The sequence below is a fragment of the Microcystis sp. 0824 genome (assembly GCF_003112475.1).
In the GTDB taxonomy this organism is placed as follows: domain Bacteria; phylum Cyanobacteriota; class Cyanobacteriia; order Cyanobacteriales; family Microcystaceae; genus Microcystis; species Microcystis aeruginosa_C.
Map to the genome: position 1 here is coordinate 50152 of NZ_BDSM01000024.1, position 19947 is coordinate 70098.

Sequence of the window (19947 nt, forward strand, 5' to 3'; positions counted from 1 at the left end):
CAGATTAAATAAATCTATCCTCAGAACGATAAGGATTACTAAAGGCCTTCGTACAATTGGGGGAAAGTACCTATGGAATTTCCTATGCGAGTTAAGCAAAAAACGCTGACTACTCTCTTATTAGAGAATAAGGCTCCTAAATATCGTCCTTTTCTGGGTTTTTTTCTGGCTGGGTTTCCCTTGCTGTTTTTAGCCTCTGTGGTTTATTTCCAGCGCGCTTATCTCGACTGCATTCGGTTAGGCACAAAAAGAATAGATTGTCAATATGTCCAAGAGTATAATTTTCCTGTTTCTAGTCGGGAAAATTTTTCTTTAACTCACATTAAAGCTACGGCTGTCTATCAGGAAGTTTTTATCAGTGTTGAGCAGAAAAAAACTGTTAATAACACGGTTTTATTGGTCGGAAGAAATAACTATCTCTACATCGAGAATTTTCGGGATGTGCAGTCAGCTAGTAATTTTAAAACTCAATTTGATAGTTTTGTGAATAGATATCAAAATCGGGGAATTATTGCCAAAAGTCCCCTAGATACCTTGTCAGCACTGCTAGAACAGCATCATAATTATCCCTATTATCTCTGGGGTATGTTATGCTTATTGTCAGGTCTATTGTTACTTTATGATGCCAGCTATTGGGAGAGTTATGTCTTTAATCAAGGCAACGCTACCCTAACCCGTAGGCGACAACATTTAATTTTTAGAAGTAAAAGTGATTATCTTCTAGAGAGAATTGTTGGGGCAAAAGTAGAAGATTACAAAGGCTTTTTGGGGTCTAATTACTGGAGGATTATTTTAACTCTAGCGAACGGGGAAAAAATTATCCTCAATTGCCGGTTACTGGAATCTATCAGTAACGGAAAAAGGGAAGAAAAAATCCTGGCAATGATTGCCGAAAAGTTAAACTTAACTCAAGAGGAAGTGTTAATCTAAGTAAATGCGCTCAAATTCTAGTTATTTAAAGTCTCTTTTTTTCGGTTTCCTATTAGTGACTGTGTTAGTTTATATATTGCGCGGCATGGGAATATTATCTTTTTTACCCGGAGGATTAATTTTGTTATTAATTCTCTCTTCCGTGGTGACGGGAATTATCTACGGAATCGATAAAACCCGCCGTTTTTAGGAAAATATTGGCTCTCCAGAGAGAAGCGAGAAGAGCCGAACGGTTCTACTGATAATGATTAACCCAAAGGTCAATTTGTCAGCAATCCCACGGATAAAAATAACTGATGGTGAGCCATAGATATTTCTCCAAAATTGAGATGCAGCCATTGCCAAAGGCTAACATACCTAGGCTAATTAACCGGGGACTAAAGAAGATTTGAGCGCAAAAATTTTCTCGATTACCTCTTCTACCACCTTATCGGGAGTGGAAGCACCGGAAGTTACTCCGACGACAATTTTTCCCTCATTTAACCAGTTATCGGTGATAATTAAATCGCCACCTAAAGGTTTATGTTCGATGCGATTACCGGGGAGAATGCGCTCGGCACTATCGATATGATAGGAGGGAATGGCACGCTCGATCGCTATTTCCTGTAGATGAGTGGTATTAGAGGAATTATAACCGCCAATTACCACCATTAAAGAAAGCGGTTCTTTCACCAGTTCAAACATGGCATCTTGACGCTCTTGAGTGGCATCACAGATGGTATTAAAACTCATGAAATGATCTTTAAAATCGATCGGTCCGTACTTTCTCAACATAGTATGCTCAAAGAGTTTGCCAATTTCCTCCGTTTCACTTTTCAGCATCGTGGTTTGATTGGCAATACCGATATAATCTAGATCGCGATCGGGATCGAAACCCTGGGAATGAGCATTTTTAAACTTCTCTAAAAACTCGTTTTTATCGCCACCGTGGAGAATATAATTAGCGACATAATTAGCTTGAGCCAAATTTAAAACGATTAGATAAGTGCCGGCAAAAGAGCTAGTGGCGATCGTTTCTTCGTGATTATATTTCCCGTGAATAATCGAAGTGTGGTCGCTTTTTTTGTGCTTTTCCACGGAATTCCACACCTTAGAAACCCAGGGACAAGTGGTGTCCACAATCATGCAACCCTTATCGTTAAGTATTTGCATTTCCGAGACACTAGCCCCAAAAGCAGGTAAAATCACCACATCCCCCGATTCCACCACAGTAAAATCTTTTTGGCCATTTTCCACCGGAATAAAACCCACGGCCATGGAGCGCAGACGCTGATTAACCGAGGGATTGTGAATAATTTCGTTAGTAATCCAGATACGTTCCAGGGGAAAATGTTGACGAGTTTCGTAGGCCATAGCAACAGCGCGTTCTACCCCCCAACAAAAACCAAAAGCTTGAGCGAGATAGATCGTTACGTCACCCCGTTCTAAACGATAATTATTTTCACGAATTTTTTGGATCAGGTCGCTTTGATACTCATTGGTCATCGCATCCATTACTTCCTCTTTGTGACCGAATCCCTTGCGGTTATAGTTATCCGATTGCTGTAGGGTGCGTTTAAAGGATTTTGTATCCATGATTCTCTGATAGGGGTATTGGTGGCGCTAAATTGGGCGAGACAGTAGCTTGCCATATATTAAAAATACCTTATCTAGTCAGCGCAGGGGGTCTTTAGAGACTAGATAGAAATTCCTCATCGATATCGTAACCAAACTGTTGAGCGAAAAATTTTAAGCGAGATAAAGCAGGAATTTGCTGACTTTTCAGCCAATCAGACAAAATAAAGAGTTTTTGCATCACAAAAATCTCTAAAGCTTCGGGATTATATTGAATTCCTTCCCCGCGATGGAATTGATGGGGGACTAACATAGCAGCATAACGGGCGATTTCTCCATGTTTTGGGTCAAGAATAAAGATTAACCAGGGATAAACCGCATCTAAACGCAGAAACCACAGCCTGACTTCCGGTATCTCCGATAATTCTCGCACATCACCCTCCGCACGAGGATAATCTATCTCTAATTGTAGAGCTTGTTCCAGTTCGGCGATCGCTGCTCGCGACTGATAATCTTGAATAATAGTCTCTAAAGATGAAAGATCGAGATTTTGGATTTGATTGGGGTTAAGAGCGATTTTGACAGTCATAGGGGCAAATAAAAGGTTATATCGGGCGAAATTACTGTTTTTTATCCCCAGATCGGCAATGATCTATCTCAGAAAATACCCTCGATTGGGACAAAAAAACTAAGTATGACTATTCTCTCACTCCGGAGTGAGAGAGGGAAACTGGACTAAAATAGACCTCTTGTAAAAATCAAAAATTGTTGTTAGGGTTAGGAGTCAGTAGTCAGTAGTCAGGAGAATTAAGAATGAATAATAATCAATTAAATGGTCTATTTACAAATTTTATGCAATTTATAGCAATTCCCATAGTTGTGAGGTACAGAGTCTTAGGTTTTGAGGAGTCAGGAGTCAGGAGTCAGGATTCGGGATTCAGGAGTCAGGATTCGGGATTCAGGATTCAGGAGTTAAGATTTTGGTGTACCTCATGAGATTGGGAAACGCTATAATCCTTATTTTTGCCGTTTTTGAACCATCAAAAATTAATTATGCAAGAGGTTTAATCCTCATGATTGGATTTCTCCTACAATTTAACCTCGGTTGAACACTGGGGGTTTTTTACTCGGCAAAATCGGGAACTCAGGTTATTGATAACTATTAGCTTGACGGGTAAACATAAGGTGATATTGTCCTCGTTTGCTCATCAGTTCCCCTTGACAAAGAGCTAATCGATGACTAATTACTATGGTTATTTTATCGGTGGCTAAAGTGCGAAACATTTGCTAGATTTCCTATTCTGCATTAGCAGCAGGGGAGGCAGTCGGTTTCTCAAAAATGACCAATTCTCAGGATAATTATTCTAGAGAATTTAACCCTTTTTCCCTTAACTTAATTAAGTTCAATCCATCGGGATTATCAAAGAGAGTGATATCGGGTAAATTAGCTACTTTATCAATTACTTTACACCAGACAAATCCTCAAACTAGATCGCACAAAGAAGCAAAGAGTCAACTGGTAATCCTGCTGAGGGAATCGCTGAACAAGCTCAGGAAAATTAATCCGCTCACACTTGCGACTACCTTTAAAACAAACAAAGGTTGAGTCTTCTCTGACGAATAATACACATTATTACATTCTCCCGCACTCGAACCAAGAATAAAGGTACAATAGAACTGTAGAGATCTGGAGGGTTGCTATGTTTACACACAACTTAGATGACAGAAAACTGCCCCTCGATCGAGAAGGGAAAACACAGCGAAAACTCACCTATCGTTCACCAAAAATCTACCACCTTGCTCACCCTAGCAATTTGTCAACGGAAGGGAATTCAAGGATTGTGGGATTTAGAAGGAAAATTTTCCCTCGTTATTCTTGATGGAAGTCCTGCAGCAACATTCCCTAGGCATTGGTGATGTCAAAAGTGGCAGTCGCATCGGCAGTTCCCTAGCTGTGATCCCATGGTTGCCACCAAGCAACTGAAGTATGACTAGGATATCATCCCGGAGCGGCAAGGGGAACTGGACTAAAATCCCCAAGGTTGGATTTCTCCCACAATTTAACCCCCTCTGCACACTGGGGGTTTTTTAGTCAGCAAACCCTAACCAGGGACAAGAATAAATTAGTCAATTTATGGTAAAATAAGCCCGTCTTTTCCGATTTTATCCCATGCAGGCCGACTTTTTTACTAATATCCTCTTACCCGTTGCCCTAGGCGTTTTAATGTTAGGTATGGGATTAGGATTAATTCTCGCCGATTTTCAGCGTATCACCCGTTATCCCAAAGCAGTCCTGATCGGTTTAGTCAATCAAATTATTATTCTACCGATCGTCGGCTTTATTATTGCTTCTCTTTTGCCTCTCCGGCCAGAAATTGCCGTCGGTTTAATGATTGTCGCCATTTGTCCAGGCGGTCCTTCCTCCAATGTTTTAACCTATTTAGCTAAGGGAGATCTGGCCCTTTCTGTTACTTTAACCGCTTTTAGCAGCATCATCACCATTTTCACAATACCTTTTTTAGCTAGTTTCACTCTCTGGCATTTTATGGAGGAAAGTGCCGCTATCTCCCTACCCATTGGTCCCACTATGGCGCAGATATTTTTGATTATAGTTTTACCCCTGGTTATGGGTATGACTATCCGCCATTACTTCCCTTTACTGGCCAAAAGTCTGGAACCGATAACTAATCGTTTGGCCGTGATTTTTCTAGCGGTTATTATCTGCTTATTAATCCTGAGAGAATGGCAACGTTTACCTTTATTTATCGCTCAAACTGGCCTGGCAGTGATTATTTTAAACACGATTGCTTCCCTAATTGGTTTTTTCAGTGGTCGTTTATTTCAATTAACTATTCCCCAAAGAATTTGTATCGCCATCGAAGTGGGTATTCAAAGCGGCACTTTAGCTATTGCTATCACTGCCGGTTTATTAAAGAATCCCGATCTGGCCATTCCCGCAATGGTCTATAGTTTATGGATGTATGTCAGCGCTTTTATCGCTGTTTATTATGGTCGCAAAAAAGCAGCTTTGGCAAAATAGCTAAATCGGGTGATAGGATCTAGCTAAAAACTGATAACTGATTATGTTAATTGGTAAATATTTAACCCTAGAGGAATTATCTACCTGTTCCCAAACCTATCAAAAGTATGCATCACAAATCGACCCCTACCCAAAAAATCCTGCAACGATCACCGCTTGGCAAAATCTCGCTCACTTTATTATCGATCCAATTATTGATAATTTTGGTCGAGAAAGATTCCAATTAACCTATGGATTTTGTTCCAATGATCTGAGAAAATTTCTGCAAAAAAAAGACCCGATCACCGGCTTAAAAAACGGTAGAATCGATCCCAGTCGTGATCAACATTGCGCCCACGAAATTAATCAAAAAGGTCAATATTATTGTCAGCGATTGGGGGCAGCCTGTGATTTTCGGATTATCGATTTAACTAGCGATCGCCTGATAGATTGGATTTTAACCGCAAAATTACCCTTTGATTCTCTCTATTTTTACGGAATTAATCGCCCAATTCATATCAGCTACGGACCCCAACATAAACGAGATTTATGGACTTTTACCGCTAAAGGAACACCGACTAAAAAAGGTTTACAATCATGGTTAGAAGCCGCTAAATCTATCGATTATGAAGCTAAAAAATCCCCCGAAACTGGGGGATAATCAAGACCTAAAACCCTCTTCTTTTAGATTTCTGGTTCCAGATCGTCCTCCTCGTCCTCATCGGCCGGTTCCGTGGGGAAAGGAACCGAACCCATGTCTAATTTATCCCGCAATAACTTCTCAATTTCCGCCGCTACTTCTGGCTTTTCTTCAAGATATTTAACGGCATTATCGCGACCCTGGGCAATATTTTCGCCATTATAGCTATACCATGCCCCTTTACGAGTAACCACGTTGGTTTGTTCGGCGATATCGAGCATACAACCCACTTGGGAAATGCCTTTACCGAAGATAATATCAAATTCAGCAATCCGGAAAGGAGGCGCAACTTTATTTTTAGCCACCTTAACTTTAGCCCGAATTCCGTATTCCCCTTCCGTGCCTTTTTTCAAAGTTTGAATGCGACGGATATCTAAACGCACCGAGGCATAAAATTTTAAGGCCGTTCCTCCGGTGGTCACTTCAGGATTACCGTAGGTGACACCGATTTTTTGCCGCAGTTGGTTGAGGAAAATCACCACACAACCGGATTTACCAATATTACCGGCAATTTTTCGCAGGGCTTTACTCATCAAACGGGCCTGCAATCCCACCTGATTATCCCCCATTTCCCCTTCAATTTCCGCCCGTGGCACTAAAGCGGCCACCGAGTCGATGACGACGATATCCACGGCCGAAGAACGCACTAACTGGTCAACTATTTCTAAGGCTGCCTCCCCCGTATCCGGTTGTGCCACCAGTAAATTATTGATATCTACCCCTAAAACATCGGAATAGGTGGGATCTAAAGCGTGTTCCGCATCGACAAAGGCCGCCACTCCCCCAGCTTTCTGCACTTCTGCGATCGCATGGAGGGCTAAGGTGGTTTTTCCAGAACTTTCCGGCCCGTAAATTTCGACGATGCGGCCTTTCGGTAAACCGCCACCCAAAGCCATATCTAGGGTTAAGGCACCACTAGGCACGGTTTCCACCCGCATCCGGGTGGCGTCTCCTAAACGCATAATCGAACCTTTGCCAAAGTTGCGCTCGATTTGATTTAAGACTAAACCTAAGGCCTTATCTCGATCGGAATTATTTGTCATTGTCGCCATTAATTTTCTCCCCAGTTTTCTTAAGTAGTACAGCAGTATGCAAAGATTGTAGCCTGTTTTAATCTTGATCACCAAAAAGTTAGAGACTTTTTCCAGAATGGTGATCAAAAATTAAAAGTTTTGATTTTTACAGCCAAGGCCGGCTCATCTGTTCTAATTGCGTCACCTCTCGCGCTTCTAAACTCCATCCTAACGCTCCGGCATTTTCGATCGCTTGGGCCGCAGTTTTTGCCCCCGGAATGGGAATCACATCCCCTTGGGCGATTAACCAATTGAGGGCGACTTGTGCGGGGGTTTTTTGGTATTTTTCGCCCAATTCTTGCAGTACCCTTAAAATTGGGGCTATTTTCTCCAAACCTTCTTTTTTGAACCGCGGGTCAACTTTTCTGGCTCCATCGGGCAAATTCTGGCTTTCTGGGCTATATTTACCCGTCAGTAGTCCTTGAGCGAGGGGGCTGTAGGCGAGGATGGTGACACCTAATTCCTTGGCCGTGGCTAAAATTCCCTTAGTTTCTATTTTGCGATACAAAAGCGAATACTGCACCTGATTGACCGCTAAGGGAACCTCTTTTTTCGCCAAAATCTGGCTGGCTTGACGCATTTGCTCGGCGGAATAATTACTTACACCCACGGAACCAATCCGGCCGCTTTTTACTTCTTCCCCTAGGGCATTCATTAGGGTTTCTTGGCTAATTAGGAAGGTGAAGGGCCAATGTACTTGGTAAAGGGCCATTTTATCGGTTTTTAGACGGTTTAAGCTCTCGGTAATGGCATTATGCACCGCATTCGCCCCCAATCGCCACGGTATGGGGGCAAATTTGCTGGCAATATCGATGGGAATATCAGTCTCTTGCGTAAATTTTCCTAAGAGTCGTTCCGATTCCCCCAGTCCATAGACTTCGGCAGTGTCAAAAAAGGTGATTCCTGCCTCTACTGCCGCTTTAAAGGCTTCCTCTACCTGACTAGCTCCGTATTCCTTGCCATAGTTCCAGAATAGTTTATCTCCCCATGCCCAAGTCCCGATTCCCAAGGCACTGACGGCAATTCCTGTTTGTCCGAGATTAGCGGTTTGTCTAGTCATATTCCCTACAAAGAATGACAGCGTTTCTCATTTAAAGTTGAAGTGTAACCTATATTTGGTCTGACTCCCCACTAACCCCCTTTTTTGATTAGAGTTCTTGCATAATTAATTTTTGAGAGGGCAAAAATGAGAAAAATAGACATAAAATTGCATAAAAGCCCTAAATAGAGCATTTAATTGATTAATGCTCATTCTTAATTCTCCTGACTCCTGAATACTGGCTCGGAGACTCCTCACCTAAGGTCAGATTTTTGATTTTTGCAAGAGGTCTATTCTGGGAAATTCCCACCCATAATTAATGGGAAAGGACTTGACTTTGCCGGCGACTTGCGCTATGCTTTTCTTATAATGGGAATCTGTGCAAATTTTTTCAAATTTAAAGATTTCCATTATGAATAAAATCCTTTAAAAATATTATCGCAAAATCTGCCGATAAAAGCAAGCAAAATTTTGCCGAATTTGGTCTGACTCACCACATCTTGATCGGCGATCGCGTCCTACTTTTTCAGCCAATCCTAGGTAACTAGCTGACATCCATCGTGATAAAATCGGCCTTGTCTTTCTTCTGCCAGCGCGACGCCGAGCGGCGGTATGTTGAGCTTATTTCCCTTTTACTTTTTACTTGGTATAAATCGTGCAGGTTTTCATTTATCACACTCCCGAACTTACCCCCGTCCATACTCTACCCGATTGCGCCGTCGTTATCGATGTTTTAAGAGCAACAACCACGATCGCTACTGCCCTCAATGCCGGTGCAGAAGCAGTGCAAACCTTTAGCGATCTGAAAACCCTGATGCAGGTGAGTGATACCTGGCAACCAGAAAAACGTCTCCGGGCAGGAGAAAGAGGCGGCGCGAAAGTGGAAGGCTGCGATCTGGGCAATTCTCCCCTCGATTGTACCCCTGATTTAATGAAAGGTCGTCGTCTGTTTATCAGCACCACTAACGGCACTCGCGCGCTGCAAAGGGTGGAAGAATCCCCGATCGTGATCACTGCGGCTATGATCAATCGGCAAGCTGCCGTTAATTACTTATTGGATAAGCAGCCCGAAACCGTCTGGATTGTTGGCTCTGGTTGGGAAGGGGGTTATTCTCTGGAAGATACGGCCTGTGCTGGAGCGATCGCCGATGCGCTACAAGAACAATCGGGGCAAATGGCGATCGGTAATGATGAGGTTATCGCCTCGATCGCTCTTTATCGTCAATGGCAAAATGATCTTTTAGGAATGTTCCACAGTTGTAGTCACGGTCAGCGCCTCTTGCGTCTCCACTGTCAAGAAGATTTAAAATACTGCGCTAATATTGACTCTCTTGATGTTTTACCGATCCAAAAAGAACCGAGCATTTTAGTCAAACTTTAGACATTACCCCCCAGAGAAAGGGTCATCAGTGCCGGTAGGAGTATCGATCCTAGCCGGATTCCTTTATTTAGGGTCTGCTGAATAAATCTAAAAACCTTGTTGGATAAAACTTTTAGACCTTTTTGAAATCCAAAAGTGCCTCGTCTGGGAGTGATCAGGGGGAAAATTCAGGTACTTTTTCCCTGAAAATTAGGTAATTGAGCAGATGAAAATCGGTAAAACCCTACACCCCACACCCCACACCCCACACCCTACACCCTACCCCCACCAATAAACTTTTTGCCGCAAACCCTATTTATAGTTTGCCAACCATGACTATCGATTCTTTACTGCAACCTTTTCAGCGTTTTGGTGTCAATCTCGGTTTAGAAAGAATAAAAAATCTGCTGGAGATTTTAGGCAATCCCCAAGATAAAATTCCGATTATTCATGTCACGGGAACTAATGGCAAAGGTTCGGTTTGTGCCTATCTATCATCTATTCTCAGCACCGCCGGTTACAAAGTCGGACGTTATATTTCTCCCCATTTAATTGATTGGACGGAAAGAATCTCTATTAATGGCGAAAATATTGAAACCGCGACTTTAGAAAACCTGCTTAAATATATACAATCGCTTATCGATCCCCAGCAGGAAAGTCCTACTCAATTTGAGGTAATTACTGCCGCTGCTTGGCTGTATTTTGCTCAGGAAAAGGTGGATATTGCCGTGATGGAAGTGGGTTTGGGAGGAAGATTAGATGCGACTAATGTTTGCGCTCAACCTTTGGTTACTGTCATCACTTCTATCAGTCGGGAACATTGGCAAAATTTAGGGCCGACGGTTGCCGATATTGCCGGGGAGAAAGCGGGGATATTAAAAGCGAATTGTCCCGCAGTTATCGGACAATTACCGGAATCAGCGCAGGGGGTAGTTAGGGAGAGAATCAAGCTGTTAAATTGTCCGAAGGTATGGGTAGAAGCTGCCGAAAAAATTGCTGATAATCGGGCCAAATATCAAGGGTTAGAATACCCTTTATCCTTAGCGGGAGATTTTCAATTAACTAATTCCGCTATAGCGATCGCTGTTGTTAATATTTTACGTCAGCAAGGTTGGCAAATTAGCGATGAAGTCGTGCAAGAAGGAATGGCAAAAACTCGCTGGTTAGGACGTTTACAAACCGTTAGTTGGTGTCAGCGAGAAATTTTAATAGATGGCGCTCATAATCCCGCTGCTGCTATTGGTTTAAGGCAGTATGTAGATAGTTTAAAGGCTCCAAAAATTATCTGGGTGATGGGTATTTTATCGACTAAAGATCATCGAGAAATATTCCAAGCTTTATTAAGAAAAGGCGATAGTTTATATTTAGTTCCTGTCCCAGATCATAGCAGTGCCAATCCTGAAACCTTAGCGGAATTAGCGGCTTCAATTTGTCCAGAATTATCTCACCTAGAGACTTGTTCCGATGTATTTTTAGGACTAAAAAAAGCCATCCAAGAATCTGCCGATAGTCAGATAATTCTCTGTGGATCGCTTTATCTAGTCGGTTACTTTTTAGGGAGTTTGTTTCAAGGAAAATAAAACATCAATTTTACTGGTGGTTTTATCAGGCATAGTGGCAGTAATTCCGATCCCGCGTACCGATTCTAAAAAGGCCTTTGCTTCTGGGGTTAATTCCCCGGCAGGAAGATTATTAATTCCCCCTGCTTTAGCGATAATTTGCTCCACATCGATGAAGAAATAACCGAGATTATTTTTAGGCAAATTGGCGATCGATGCTTGGAAATTCTCACTTTTGCTAATCGGTTGATTCGGTTGCGGTTGATAGGGAATTCCGACGGTCATTTTTAGGGTATCATTATTAGGCCAAGCATAGGTTAAAATCGCTTGTTCTTCCGCTTTCCATTCAGTCACATCTTGGCCAGAAATTTGACTGTTTTCTATGGTGATAAAGGGAACAGTTTTCACCAATTGATTTAACCTATCGAGGGTAGTTTTTGCCGCTTGATGATCGCCGGTTTGCCAGATCATCATTCCCCCAAAACCTAACCCTCCCACTGCTTGCTGGTTGGGGATAATTCCGAAGGCAAATTCTCGATCCATCCAGTTAAAAACTTCTTTATCCGCGTCAAGGGTTGCCATCTGAAAATTCTCACGGATCTGACGCAGAAAAACTTGTAATTCTGGGTTAGTTTGGGACTGTTTTTCTGCTTCTTCCCATCCCTGTTTAAGATTATTACCACTCCAGAGTACGATGGTATCTCCGGGTAAATAATTTAAAACTTGATTTCTGCTGGGGGAAGGTAGGGTAGAAATAGTTTCAGGGGCCAATTTAGCCACCATTTGTAATTGTAATCCCGTATCGGTGACACCCACTCCTGCGACAACATCTTGAATTTTTGCTAATTCTTGCCGACTTTGGGGAGATAAATTAGCATCTGCTCCCAAGATTTTGGCATAATCATCGATATAAATTGTCGCTAGGGTATTGGGTAGATTGAGGGATTGGGAAAGCAGTTTTCTCACTTCCGGTTTACTGCTAAAAGATGGCTGTCCTTGATAGGTATTGATCGCCGCTTCTAACACCTTTTTATCGTAGGATATCAACAAAAAATCGCCAGTAACGGCAGTATAAATGGTGGTGTTATCCTGCCAATCTATAGCAGTAATTTTAATATCTTTGTAGTCACTGGTGCTAGTTTTGCGATTAACTTGTTGTCCTAGTTTTTTCTGGAATTCTGACGCTTTAATTTTATCTTTGATACCGATAACCGTTAATAATTCCGATTGTCCGGGGGTAGCTGTGGGAAGAAAAGCAAAGCTAATACTACCGATCCAGGGTTCGATATCCCGTTGATAATCAATCTTATCGGTGAAGATATTTTTTTGTAATTCTTCTAGTCCTTGACTAACCGCAGTTCGCGATTCTGGTGTACCATATTTAGCTAACACTGACCAAGCTTTTGCATCCGTGGAGACAAAACTACTAGCAAAGGCAGTTTCTGGGATAACTTTTGCCGATTCTAAGGGAGTGAATCTTTGCCAAGGAAGTTGTCCCCGCAGATAAAGATAGACACCTCCTGCGGTTACTGCTGTTAATCCTAGGACGACTAAACAACCGGGTAAAAATGATTTTTTTGACATATAATTGTGGTTTGGTTAAAAAGTTCAATACTTGGCGATCAATTTGTCTTCGGTTGTAGTCTCTAGAGCAGTCCTATTGTAGTTATCCTAATTATCTTATCTTATCCCCAAAGGGAACAGGTAACATTTTAGCTGATTTTTGCGAAATTATTGCTAATTACCAGAGAAAATTGGCTCATTCTTGGTTAGCTTGCCAACCCACCGCTTGATTAATGTTAGTCAACCCATTAGCCTCTAATTTTTCTGTTAATCCTTGTAAAATATTTGATACTAGCCAGGGTCCTCGGTATAACCAACCAGTATAAATCTGTAATAAACTCGCACCGGCGGTAATTTTTTCCCAAGCATCATCGAGAGAAAAAATACCTCCCACTCCAATTATCGGTAAATTGCCTTGGGTTTGCCGATAGATAAAACGGATCACTTCCGTGGAACGTTCCCGCAAAGGTTGCCCACTAATTCCCCCTGCTTCTTCAGTGATTGGTTTACCAGTTTCAGGCAGAATTGTAGTTTTTAATCCCGTGCGTTTAGTGGTGGTATTAGTAGCGACAATTCCAGCTAATTGATAGGAGAAAGCTAACTCGATAATTGTTATGATATCTTCCCATTCCAAATCGGGAGAAATTTTCACTAATAGGGGTTTTCTGCCTTGATTTTCTCTTTGTAAAATGTCGAGGATTTTATCGAGTTGTTCCCCACTTTGCAGGGAACGCAAACCGGGAGTATTGGGAGAACTAACATTAACGACAAAATAATCAGCATGGGGGAATAAATAGCGAAAACTGCCTAAATAGTCCTCCGGAGCCTTTTCTAGGGGCGTATTTTTCGATTTACAGAGGTTAATGCCGATGGGAATCTGTCGGGGTTGTCGTTGCCAAGATTGCTGGAGAGTTGCCGCTAGAACCGACGCACCGAGGTTATTTGCCCCCATACGGTTTAATCCGGCTAAATCTTTCGGTAAACGAAATAATCTCGGTTTTGGGTTGCCCGGTTGCCCTTCTAGGGTGACAGCGCCCACCTCGGCAAAACCAAAGCCGAAACTATGCCAAAGTCCTGCCCCTACACCGTCTTTATCGAATCCTGCCGCCAATCCGACGGGATTGGGGAAATTTAACCCCCAAAGGCTTTGCGATAGGCGAGAATCGCTAAAACTGAGGGATTCTGATAATTGTGAGATTAACCATTGTCCCCAAAATTCCCCCCGCGAGCGATCGATTTTTTGCAGAGTATTTAATAATTGTTTTTGTGTTCCCTCTAAATTGCCCCGAATAGCCTTGAAAGCTAGGGGATAAAAGGGTTTAATTGTATCAATTATATTTGTCATAAAAAGACAGGAATTAAGGGTTAGGTGTAGGGTGGGTTAGGCAAGAACAAATTATGTTTTTGACAAAAAAATTCAAATTTGCCGTAATCCACCTAGCATAATCTTTATAAACCTTGACGAGGATTAAAAGTTTCGATCGCCCGTATTTTTTGATAAAGTTCTAATTCTTCAGGGCTAGGATTGGGAGGATTAACTAATAGAATTTCCACTAATTGATCGCCCCTTTCTCCTTGGGAAGTGGGATAACCTTTGTTAGCTAAACGTAATCTTTGACCACTTTTTAACCCCTTAGGAATCATCATTTTAACTAACCCGTCAATGGTAGGAATTTCCACAAAACCGCCCACAATTGCCTCGCTAGGAGTAATCGGTACTTGACAGACAAGATCAGAACCTTGAATCCTAAAAAAATGATGCCTAGCGATAGTTATTTTTAAATATAAATCACCCCCTTCAATACCCTGACCTTTGAGACGAATTTTCTGCCCATCGATCATGGCTGCCGGCATATCAACCTCTATTGATCTACCATCTTCCAGACGAATTCTTTGTCTGCCACCTTGATAGGCTTTCTCTAAAGGTAAAGTCAATTTTGCTTCCACATCTCGACGAGTTAAACGGGGAGAGGAGGCAATTTTAGCACGCTTAGTATTAAGGTTATTAAAATCTTTAAACTTCCATAGATCCTGTTCTGTACGGGGGATTTTTCCATTACCGTTACTATTGGCTTTTTCCCCCGGACGTATCCCACGGCGCTTAATCCCCGTCAAGGAACGATTATACTCAACTCGTTTTTCTTCATCGGAGAGAACATCATAAGCTTCATTAATATCTTTAAACTTTTCTTCGGCCGATTTATCCCCTGGATTAACATCAGGATGATATTGGCGAGCCAGTCGTCGAAAAGCCTTTTTGATCTCGTCACCAGTAGCCGTGCGAGATACTCCTAAAACATCATAATAATTAACTAATTGTGGCATATATTCAGTTATCAGTTATCAGTTATCAGTTATCAGTTATCAGTTTTAAGTGAGCAGTATGTATTAAGTGAGCAGTATTAAATAGTAGTTTCCCACTGTCTTTTCACTGATTACTGTTTACTGTTTACTGATCACTGTTTACTGATCACTGATTAAAACCAATCATCATCGTCATCATCCCAGTTATTTTGGGGGGGGATATTGCGGGAACGATTGCCGCTGCTGCGGCTACTTTTACTATTGTTATAACTTTTTTCCTCCGAAGGGGGGGGACTTTGCCAATCGCTATCGCGGCCATTGTAGTAATTGTCCTGATTGCGGGGGCGATAACTATCTTGATTAGCCGAATAATTGGGTCGATAATCACTTTGATAACCCGGTGTACTAGGACGATAATCCTGACGATAACGATCGCGACGCGGTTCGGAGGGAAGATCATCTTCCTTATCCCCGGTAAAAGTCTTGCGAATAGCACTAAAAAAGCCCTCGTCTTCCTCGTCGTATTGTAGCCGTACCTCGCGATTTAATTCATAGATAACATCCTGTAGGTCCGCCTGGGCGCGATCGATGCGACGGTCATCATTTTTCTCCAAAGCGTCGATAATTTCCGTACTCAAAGACTCAATTTGACGACGATAGGAACGGGTGAACTCATTACCAAAATCGAGAGTAACATCTTTTAAGCGTCGTTGGGCTTGATCCACCAGAGAGCGGGCGCGATTGCGTTTATCGACCTTTTCGCGACGGGTGCGATCTGCTTCGGCAAATCGGGCAGCATCGCCGATCATGCGGTTAATTTCCCCTTCGCTGAGGGTAGAAGCGCCTTGAATGGTGACACTTTGCTCCCGTCCGGTCATTTTATCCCTAGCGGTGACTTGTAGAATACCGTTAGCATCGATATCGAGGGACACCTGCACTTGGGGAATGCCCCGGGGTGCGGGGGGGATACCGGTTAATTTAAAACGTCCCAGGGATTTATTATCGTTGGCCATTTCCCTTTCCCCCTGCAAGACGTGAATTTCCACCACAGTTTGATTATTTTCGGAAGTGGAAAAAAGGTCAGATCTGCGGACGGGAATAGTGGTATTGCGGGGGATTAACTTTTTCATCACACCGCCGATGGTTTCTAAACCCAAGGATAAAGGGGTCACATCGAGGAGCAGCACGTCTTTGACCTCGCCGCCCAAAATTCCCGCTTGAATAGCCGCCCCGACCGCTACAACCTCATCAGGGTTAACATTTTGATTGGGTTCCCTATCGATAAAACTCCGCACTAAATCCTTCACCACGGGCATCCGCGTGCCGCCGCCCACCAGTACCACTTCGTCTAGTTGGACGGGGGACAAACCGGCATCAGAAAGGGCCCGTTTGAGAGGACGACGGAGACGACTGATTAAATCGCCGCATAATTCCTCAAATTGGGCCCGACTCAGGCGAGTTTCGATGTGTTTGGGTCCGTCTTCCGTGGCGATGATAAAGGGTAGATTAATATCGGTGACGCTGACCCCAGATAGTTCAATTTTGGCTTTTTCTGCCGCTTCTGTGAGTCTTTGTAAGGCTTGCCGGTCTTGGCGCAGCTCCACGCCTTCCTGTTCCAAAAATTGATTGGCTAACCAATCGACGATTCTTTTATCGAAATCATTGCCGCCTAATTGGGTGTCGCCACTGGTGGCTTTCACCTCAAAAACGCCGTCACCCACTTCTAGGATAGAAACATCAAAAGTACCGCCTCCCAGGTCAAAAACGAGGATTTTCTTGCTTTCCTGTTCATCGAGACCGTAGGCTAGGGCAGCGGCGGTGGGTTCGTTGAGAATCCTCATCACTTCTAACCCCGCGATTCGTCCCGCATCCCGGGTGGCTTGACGTTGGGAGTCATTAAAATAGGCGGGGACGGTGATGACGGCCCCGGTGACTTCTTCCCCTAGATAACGGCTGGCTTCTTCGGCTAATCGGCGTAAAATTAGGGCGGAAATTTCTTCGGGGGCGAATTCTTTTTGCAGACGGGGGCATTTAATTTTGATATTGCCCATCTCATCCCGGCGGATGGTGTAGGGGACGCGCTTCGATTCGGGGTTTAATTCCGAGTAGCGACGACCTATGTAGCGTTTGACTCCATAGTAGGTGTTTTGGGGATTGAGTACCCCTTGTCGCCGGGCCATTTGACCGACCACTAACTCCCCATCTTTATTAAAACCGACCACAGAAGGGGTGGTTCTCATGCCCTCCGAGTTGGCGATGACCACTGGCTTTCCGCCTTCCATCACGGCGACGACGGAGTTAGTTGTCCCTAGATCAATGCCTACTACTCTACCCATGCTTGTTTTTGTCTCCCCCTAGATTTCGATAACTTCGGGACTTTTACCTTCGATCGATAGTTTAAATCGCTTAATGCTTGTTGACAATATTGTATCGAATTGTCTTAGGTTCTCGCTCTCAGTTCGGAGCGATTGAGGGTGTGATTACCGAAGTGGTCTTTTAGTGATCGCTGGCGATCGAGCTTGGGGGGGTGAAAATATGGCTAGATTTCCAGATTTTCCCTTAATTCCGGCGGTGCTGGACAACAAATAGAGATTCTTTCCCCTGTACTGGGATGATTAAAAAGGATTTGATTGGCATGGAGATAATAACCACAATCTCCCGGGACTGCATCCGGTCGCGGTAATCCCCCCAGACCATACAAGGGATCACCGATTAAGGGATAGCCAAAAAAGGCCAGATGAATGCGAATTTGATGGGGTCTGCCCGTAAAAATTTGTACTTCTAATAGGGTACTATCGGGATGTTTTTTTAAGACTCGACCATCACTGCGGGCCGATAACCCATCTGTGAGCGCACCGTAAACGTAGCCTAAAATGGGATGGGCGATTTTCCCGATCGCTTGATTAATAGTAAAGTTATCCGGTATGTCGCCCCGACCCACTAAAGCTCGATATATTTTGGTAATTTTCCCCTCTCGCATCTGTTGACTCAATTTAGCTCTAGCTGGCTTTGATTTCGCCATTAAGACTATGCCCGAAGTGCCGCGACCAAGACGATGAATTGGATAGGGAGTGACATCGCCATAATGCTGATGTACCAAATGGATAAGAGTATGTTCGAGAAATCCCCCCCCCGCTAACACGGGTAATCCCGAAGGTTTCGCCACCACTAACACCTCGGCATCCTCGTAGAGTACCTCAAAAAAGAGCGGCACTTCCGGTTCTGTCCAAGGTGGGCGCTGATAGGTCAATTGCTGCCCGATTTCCAAGACTGTATCGGGGTAAGCGGGACGACCGTTGACTAGAATTGCTGCTGATAAAATGCGATCGAGCCATTCTTCTGGGCTAGAATGGGGATATTTGCCCGCATAGTAGGCTAATAGGCTTAATCCTGCCTGATTTCTGCTAATTTTATCTCGATAAATCCAACCTTGATTGGGCATTGGGGAATTATGAATTATGAATTATGAATTATGAATTGGGGAGAAGGGAGAAAAAAGCTGCCTCCTGCCTCCTGCCTCCTGCCTCCTGCCTCCTGCCTCCTGCCTCCTGCCTCCTGCCTCCTGCCTCCTGCCTCCTGCCTCCTGCCTCCTGACCCAATTCGACAAAGATAAGCAAAAATTATGTATTGACTCCAAAAACTTGAGAATATTTAAATTAACATTCCGCAATATTTACAAATTCTTAAGAATTAATTGAGAAAGATTTTTATTTAACAACGATGTTACAATGGTTACAGCGATTTTAATGAATTTCATAGTGGGTTATTTTGTGCTTTTTTGGACAGCAAGGGTTGAAACCCTTGCCACACCTACAAGGTGATCCCAATTAAGACAGGTAAATCAGTCAATTTCACCCACAACGATGATCTTTTTTTTGTGTAGTTTTGTTGCAAAAAAAAAGTTTTTTTGACAAAAAGCACAAAGTATGCAGGAGTAGTGCAGAGAGGGAAGTGGGGGAGTGGGAATTATGAATTATGAATTATGAATTGGGGAGGTGGGGAAGTGGGGTGTGGGGAGAATCAATAAAAATAATCTTCTGCCTCCTGCCCCCTGCCGACCGCCGACCGCCCCTGCCCCCTAAGAGCTTCCAGTGGGGAATTACTCTACCACCCAGGGAGTGATGGCGGGAGTCCAATTAGCCAATTCTGCATCGCTAAACCAGAGACTAACTTCATCTTTGGCGGTATCTGGACCATCGGAACCATGGATAAGATTGCGTCCAACACTAATGCCAAAATCACCGCGAATCGTACCAGGTTCGGCATTGAGGGGATTAGTGGCGCCAATAATTTTTCTAGCGGAGGCAATTACTCCTTCTCCTTGCCAAACCATAGCCACCACGGGGGAGGAAGTAATAAAATCGACTAGAGAACGGAAAAAGGGTCTTTCTTTATGAACAGCGTAGTGTTTTTCCGCTAATTCGCTAGAAACCTGCATCATTTTCAACCCAACCAGCGTAAAACCTTTAGCTTCAAAGCGTTGAATAATTTCCCCCACCAGATTGCGCTGTACACCGTCGGGTTTAATCATTAAGAAAGTGCGTTCCATACTGCCTCTTAAAATTTAGCCATAAATTGTCACAAAACCCAGATTAACCCGGAATGGCATCCTAGAGAATGGCAGAATTTTCGCTTAAATTGCTGAGTCAGCTTGCTGTCCGACTGAGATAGAAAGTTTTCGTTTTGTCTCCCGACACCCCGCCCCCAGGAAAAACTTTTTTAGTAAACCCTAAATATAGTGGTAATTTAGAGAGTTACCGAGAAACAAAAGATAAAAAGGATGATTGTAGCGGCGAATTGCCTTTGCCCTCCTTTAATAACTTCTGCTTATCAATATAAGTGGGAG

The 19947-nt window shown here is 43.3% G+C and carries 18 protein-coding genes; 7 read left to right on the top strand and 11 right to left on the bottom strand.

What is annotated here, in order from left to right; all coding sequences use genetic code 11:
• Positions 1-84: 84 nt before the first annotated feature.
• Positions 85-930, top strand: a complete 846-nt coding sequence (locus N0824_RS09430; protein WP_108936614.1) for a hypothetical protein — start codon at positions 85-87, stop codon at positions 928-930.
• 4 nt (positions 931-934) lie between these two features.
• Positions 935-1120, top strand: a complete 186-nt coding sequence (locus N0824_RS09435) for a hypothetical protein (protein WP_002798718.1) — start codon at positions 935-937, stop codon at positions 1118-1120.
• A 176-nt stretch (positions 1121-1296) separates the two neighbouring features.
• On the opposite strand, the gene N0824_RS09440 is transcribed toward N0824_RS09435, so the two are convergent.
• The 3 genes from N0824_RS09440 to N0824_RS21590 all read right to left on the bottom strand — a co-directional run bounded on the left by N0824_RS09440 (position 1297) and on the right by N0824_RS21590 (position 3768).
• Entirely contained in the window at positions 1297-2505 is a 1209-nt protein-coding gene (locus N0824_RS09440; RefSeq protein ID WP_108936573.1) for a 4-hydroxy-3-methylbut-2-enyl diphosphate reductase, read from the bottom strand.
• A 94-nt stretch (positions 2506-2599) separates the two neighbouring features.
• Complete coding sequence (locus tag N0824_RS09445) at positions 2600-3073, bottom strand: CRR6 family NdhI maturation factor (protein ID WP_108936574.1); 474 nt, start codon at positions 3071-3073, stop codon at positions 2600-2602.
• 560 nt (positions 3074-3633) lie between these two features.
• Complete coding sequence (locus tag N0824_RS21590; RefSeq protein WP_255420524.1) at positions 3634-3768, bottom strand: hypothetical protein; 135 nt, start codon at positions 3766-3768, stop codon at positions 3634-3636.
• A gap of 435 nt (positions 3769-4203) precedes the next feature.
• Between N0824_RS21590 and N0824_RS09455 the strand changes: the two genes are divergently transcribed.
• From N0824_RS09455 to N0824_RS09465, 3 genes are all read left to right on the top strand, one after another.
• A complete protein-coding gene (locus N0824_RS09455; RefSeq protein WP_108936575.1) occupies positions 4204-4401 on the top strand; it encodes a hypothetical protein in 198 nt (65 codons plus the stop codon).
• A 253-nt stretch (positions 4402-4654) separates the two neighbouring features.
• Positions 4655-5524, top strand: a complete 870-nt coding sequence (locus N0824_RS09460; protein ID WP_108936576.1) for a bile acid:sodium symporter family protein — start codon at positions 4655-4657, stop codon at positions 5522-5524.
• Between the two features lie 43 nt (positions 5525-5567).
• Complete coding sequence (locus N0824_RS09465; protein WP_108936577.1) at positions 5568-6164, top strand: hypothetical protein; 597 nt, start codon at positions 5568-5570, stop codon at positions 6162-6164.
• A gap of 23 nt (positions 6165-6187) precedes the next feature.
• On the opposite strand, the gene recA is transcribed toward N0824_RS09465, so the two are convergent.
• Both recA and N0824_RS09475 read right to left on the bottom strand, forming a co-directional pair.
• Positions 6188-7255, bottom strand: a complete 1068-nt coding sequence (gene recA, locus N0824_RS09470; RefSeq protein WP_106909248.1) for a recombinase RecA — start codon at positions 7253-7255, stop codon at positions 6188-6190.
• A gap of 127 nt (positions 7256-7382) precedes the next feature.
• The gene (locus N0824_RS09475; RefSeq protein ID WP_108936578.1) at positions 7383-8336 is read right to left on the bottom strand and encodes an aldo/keto reductase; all 954 of its coding nucleotides are present in this window, start codon (positions 8334-8336) and stop codon (positions 7383-7385) included.
• A gap of 634 nt (positions 8337-8970) precedes the next feature.
• On the opposite strand from N0824_RS09475, the gene N0824_RS09480 reads away from it, so the two are divergent.
• Both N0824_RS09480 and N0824_RS09485 read left to right on the top strand, forming a co-directional pair.
• On the top strand, positions 8971-9696 hold the full coding sequence (locus N0824_RS09480; protein ID WP_002798709.1) for a 2-phosphosulfolactate phosphatase family protein: 726 nt from the start codon (positions 8971-8973) through the stop codon (positions 9694-9696).
• Positions 9697-10007: 311 nt separating this feature from the next.
• A complete protein-coding gene (locus tag N0824_RS09485) occupies positions 10008-11255 on the top strand; it encodes a folylpolyglutamate synthase/dihydrofolate synthase family protein (RefSeq protein ID WP_108936579.1) in 1248 nt (415 codons plus the stop codon).
• On the opposite strand, the gene N0824_RS09490 is transcribed toward N0824_RS09485, so the two are convergent.
• The 6 genes from N0824_RS09490 to ndk form a co-directional block, all read right to left on the bottom strand.
• Positions 11229-12818 carry a DUF3352 domain-containing protein gene (locus N0824_RS09490; RefSeq protein WP_108936580.1) on the bottom strand — a complete coding sequence of 530 codons (1590 nt, stop codon included), beginning with the start codon at positions 12816-12818 and terminating at the stop codon, positions 11229-11231. The two genes, N0824_RS09485 and N0824_RS09490, sit on opposite strands and share 27 nt — an antisense overlap.
• Positions 12819-12993: 175 nt before the next feature.
• Positions 12994-14142 (bottom strand): quinone-dependent dihydroorotate dehydrogenase, encoded by a 1149-nt coding sequence (locus N0824_RS09495; protein WP_108936581.1) that lies wholly within the window; start codon positions 14140-14142, stop codon positions 12994-12996.
• A gap of 104 nt (positions 14143-14246) precedes the next feature.
• Positions 14247-15122 carry a J domain-containing protein gene (locus N0824_RS09500; RefSeq protein ID WP_108936582.1) on the bottom strand — a complete coding sequence of 292 codons (876 nt, stop codon included), beginning with the start codon at positions 15120-15122 and terminating at the stop codon, positions 14247-14249.
• A 152-nt stretch (positions 15123-15274) separates the two neighbouring features.
• The gene (dnaK, locus tag N0824_RS09505; protein WP_108936583.1) at positions 15275-17437 is read right to left on the bottom strand and encodes a molecular chaperone DnaK; all 2163 of its coding nucleotides are present in this window, start codon (positions 17435-17437) and stop codon (positions 15275-15277) included.
• 203 nt (positions 17438-17640) lie between these two features.
• On the bottom strand, positions 17641-18543 hold the full coding sequence (locus tag N0824_RS09510; protein ID WP_108936584.1) for an RluA family pseudouridine synthase: 903 nt from the start codon (positions 18541-18543) through the stop codon (positions 17641-17643).
• A 657-nt stretch (positions 18544-19200) separates the two neighbouring features.
• Positions 19201-19650, bottom strand: a complete 450-nt coding sequence (ndk, locus tag N0824_RS09520) for a nucleoside-diphosphate kinase (protein ID WP_002800982.1) — start codon at positions 19648-19650, stop codon at positions 19201-19203.
• Positions 19651-19947: the final 297 nt, after the last annotated feature.

Bases quoted from the DNA above. Each gene is read 5' to 3' on its own strand.
- N0824_RS09430 (WP_108936614.1), top strand. From the start codon at position 85: ATGCGAGTTAAGCAAAAAACGCTGACTACTCTCTTATTAGAGAATAAG.
- N0824_RS09435 (WP_002798718.1), top strand. From the start codon at position 935: ATGCGCTCAAATTCTAGTTATTTAAAGTCTCTTTTTTTCGGTTTCCTA.
- N0824_RS09440 (WP_108936573.1), bottom strand. From the start codon at position 2,505: ATGGATACAAAATCCTTTAAACGCACCCTACAGCAATCGGATAACTAT.
- N0824_RS09445 (WP_108936574.1), bottom strand. From the start codon at position 3,073: ATGACTGTCAAAATCGCTCTTAACCCCAATCAAATCCAAAATCTCGAT.
- N0824_RS21590 (WP_255420524.1), bottom strand. From the start codon at position 3,768: ATGTTTCGCACTTTAGCCACCGATAAAATAACCATAGTAATTAGTCAT.
- N0824_RS09455 (WP_108936575.1), top strand. From the start codon at position 4,204: ATGACAGAAAACTGCCCCTCGATCGAGAAGGGAAAACACAGCGAAAAC.
- N0824_RS09460 (WP_108936576.1), top strand. From the start codon at position 4,655: ATGCAGGCCGACTTTTTTACTAATATCCTCTTACCCGTTGCCCTAGGC.
- N0824_RS09465 (WP_108936577.1), top strand. From the start codon at position 5,568: ATGTTAATTGGTAAATATTTAACCCTAGAGGAATTATCTACCTGTTCC.
- recA (WP_106909248.1), bottom strand. From the start codon at position 7,255: ATGGCGACAATGACAAATAATTCCGATCGAGATAAGGCCTTAGGTTTA.
- N0824_RS09475 (WP_108936578.1), bottom strand. From the start codon at position 8,336: ATGACTAGACAAACCGCTAATCTCGGACAAACAGGAATTGCCGTCAGT.
- N0824_RS09485 (WP_108936579.1), top strand. From the start codon at position 10,008: ATGACTATCGATTCTTTACTGCAACCTTTTCAGCGTTTTGGTGTCAAT.
- N0824_RS09490 (WP_108936580.1), bottom strand. From the start codon at position 12,818: ATGTCAAAAAAATCATTTTTACCCGGTTGTTTAGTCGTCCTAGGATTA.
- N0824_RS09495 (WP_108936581.1), bottom strand. From the start codon at position 14,142: ATGACAAATATAATTGATACAATTAAACCCTTTTATCCCCTAGCTTTC.
- N0824_RS09500 (WP_108936582.1), bottom strand. From the start codon at position 15,122: ATGCCACAATTAGTTAATTATTATGATGTTTTAGGAGTATCTCGCACG.
- dnaK (WP_108936583.1), bottom strand. From the start codon at position 17,437: ATGGGTAGAGTAGTAGGCATTGATCTAGGGACAACTAACTCCGTCGTC.
- N0824_RS09510 (WP_108936584.1), bottom strand. From the start codon at position 18,543: ATGCCCAATCAAGGTTGGATTTATCGAGATAAAATTAGCAGAAATCAG.
- ndk (WP_002800982.1), bottom strand. From the start codon at position 19,650: ATGGAACGCACTTTCTTAATGATTAAACCCGACGGTGTACAGCGCAAT.